Annotated in this window: 2 protein-coding genes and 1 pseudogene; all 3 read left to right on the top strand. The window is 70.5% G+C overall.

The features are described from left to right. Positions 1-142, top strand: a 142-nt coding sequence (locus FUT87_RS18925; RefSeq protein ID WP_147242028.1) for a helix-turn-helix domain-containing protein, incomplete at its 5' end; no start/stop codon positions are given. A 170-nt stretch (positions 143-312) separates the two neighbouring features. Beyond that, positions 313-1,950, top strand: a complete 1,638-nt coding sequence (locus FUT87_RS18920) for a methyl-accepting chemotaxis protein (RefSeq protein ID WP_147242027.1) — start codon at positions 313-315, stop codon at positions 1,948-1,950. 219 nt (positions 1,951-2,169) lie between these two features. Next, a pseudogene (locus FUT87_RS18915) lies at positions 2,170-2,584 on the top strand (ABC transporter substrate-binding protein); the annotation flags it as partial.

Here is a 2,584-nt window from a genome sequence, read left to right as displayed (position 1 = left end):
GGCCGAGCTGGAGCGTGCCGCCATCGCGCAGGCGCTGCGCCGCACCAACGGCAACCGCATGGCCGCGGCGCGCCTGCTGGCGATCTCCCGCGCCACGCTCTACGAGAAGCTCGCCAAGTACCCGGAACTGGCTTCAGGCTGACGCGTACGCCAGCACCCCGGCGTGAGCCCGGCGCCACATCGTCACGTTTGCGCCGTGTTCATGGGCTTCATCGAGGGTTCGAGGGCTTGCCGCGCGCGGGGCGGCATGCGCATATTGCAGGGCAAGGAACACGACAAGGGCCGGACCCACCGGCTCGCCCAGGAGACCCCATGAACACGCTGACCACGCCCGCGACCGGTTTCCATGCGACCGCGCCCACTGCTTCCACCGCAGGCGCCACGGGAACGGCGAGACCGGCATCGCGCCGGGCCTGGACGCTGGCGACCAAGCTGCGCGTCGCGGTGCTCGCGGCCGTGGTCGGCTTCGTGGTGCTGGTGATGTGGCTCAGCCACCGATCGGCGATGAGCCTGCTGGACGTGAAGATGATCACGACGGTGGAGCAGGTCAAGAACGCCGAGCAGATCGCCAAGCGCTACTTCGACCGCGTCGGCGCCGGCGGCCTGACCGAGGCCGAGGCCCGCAAGCAGGCGGCGGCCGAGATCGGCAAGATCCGCTACTCCGGCAACGAGTACCTCTGGATCAACGACATGAGCCCCAAGATGGTCATGCACCCGATCAAGCCGGAGCTCAACGACAAGGACCTGTCCGGCAACAAGGACCCGAACGGCCTGAAGCTGTTCGTCGCCTTCGTCGACACGGTCAAGAGCCAGGGCAGCGGCTTCGTCGACTACCTCTGGCCCAAGCCCGGCGCCAAGGATCCCGAGCCCAAGCGCTCCTACGTCGCCGGCTTCAAGCCCTGGGGCTGGGTCATCGGCTCGGGCGTCTACATCGACGATGTCTCCGCGATCGCGCGCCGCGACGCGACGATCGCGCTGACGCTGGTGATCGCGGTGGGCATCGCCGCGATGGTGGCGGTCGAGTGGTTCGCGCGCGGCCTCAAGCGCCGGCTCGACCAGATGCGTGAAGTCGTCGAGGCCGTGGCCAACGGCGACCTGCGGGCCCAGGTGCTTGGGAACCAGGCGGCCGGCAGCGACGAGATCGGCGTGGTGCTGACGCAGGTGGCGGCGATGCAGGTCCGGCTCAGCGACCTGGTGCGCGCGATCCGCGATGCCACCGATTCGATCCAGCATGCTTCGCAGGAAGTGGCCATGGGCAGCCAGGACCTGTCGCAGCGCAGCGAGCAGGCGGCCTCCAGCCTGCAACAGACGGCGGCTTCGATGCAGGAGCTGACGCAGCAGGTGACGAATTCGGCGCAGGCGGCGCACCAGACCAACCAGCTCGCCATCGGCGCGGCGGACCGGGCCAAGCTCGGCGCCGACGTGATGGGCGAGGTGGTGCAGACCATGGACGGCATCGCCGGCGCCAGCCGCAAGATCTCCGACATCATCTCGGTCATCGACGGCGTGGCCTTCCAGACCAACATCCTGGCGCTGAACGCCGCGGTGGAGGCCGCGCGTGCCGGCGAGCAGGGACGCGGCTTCGCGGTCGTCGCCAGCGAGGTGCGGGCGCTCGCGCAGCGCAGCGCCAACGCCGCCAAGGAGATCAAGGCGCTGATCAACGACTCGGTCTCGCGCGTCGACGCCGGCAGCGCCCAGGTCGGCCGCGCCGGCGAGGCGATGGGCCAGATCCTGCAGTCGGTGCAGCAGGTCAGCGGCACCGTCGCCGAGATCAGCCAGTCCAGCGCGGGCCAGTCTGACGGCCTGGCGCAGATCAACCAGGCCGTCGCCCACCTGGACGACATGACGCAGCAGAACGCGGCGCTGGTCGAGCAGACCGCCGCCGCGGCCGAATCGCTGCAGCAGCAGGCCCGCCTGCTCAACGCGCAGGTCGCGACCTTCCGCACCTGAGCCCGCGCGGCCGGGCCGCGCGCACCGCCTGGACTCCGGACACAGCGTCTGGAGTCCGGACAGGCTTGTGTTCGCCACCGCACGCCACTGTCTGGAGTCCGGACGGTGGCGTGGCCATGGGTGCGGTGAATCCGAGGGTTCTCCCGCACGGCACGGGCCTTGCGAAGGAGGGGCACGAGACCGGCGCACGACCGGTCCGCCCCACAGGAGACCCGGCCCATGACCCCTGGCTTCATCCGCGCCGCCACTGGCGCGGCCCTGGCGCTGAGCGCCGCCTTCGGCGCGAGCCTTCCCGCGTTCGCGCAGGGCAAGGAGATCCGCATCGCCCACGTCTACAGCCGCACCGGCCCGCTCGAGGCCTACGGCAAGCAGACGCAGACCGGCTTCCTGATGGGCCTGGACTACGCGACCGGCGGCACGATGACGGTCGCGGGCCGCAAGCTGTCGTCCTGGAGAAGGACGACCAGGGCAAGCCGGACGTCGGCAAGAGCCAGCTGGCGGCGGCCTACGGCGACGACAAGGCCGACCTGGCCGTGGGCCCGTCCTCGTCGGGCGTGGCGCTCGCGCTGCTGCCGGTGGCCGAGGAGTACAAGAAGATCCTGCTGGTCGAGCCGGCCGTCGCCGATTCGATCAC

The sequence above is a fragment of the Mitsuaria sp. TWR114 genome (genome assembly GCF_007997345.1).
Note: the sequence above shows the minus strand (reverse complement) of the source record. Positions and strands in the feature narration are given on the sequence as shown.

Bases quoted from the DNA above. Each gene is read 5' to 3' on its own strand.
- FUT87_RS18920 (WP_147242027.1), top strand. From the start codon at position 313: ATGAACACGCTGACCACGCCCGCGACCGGTTTCCATGCGACCGCGCCC.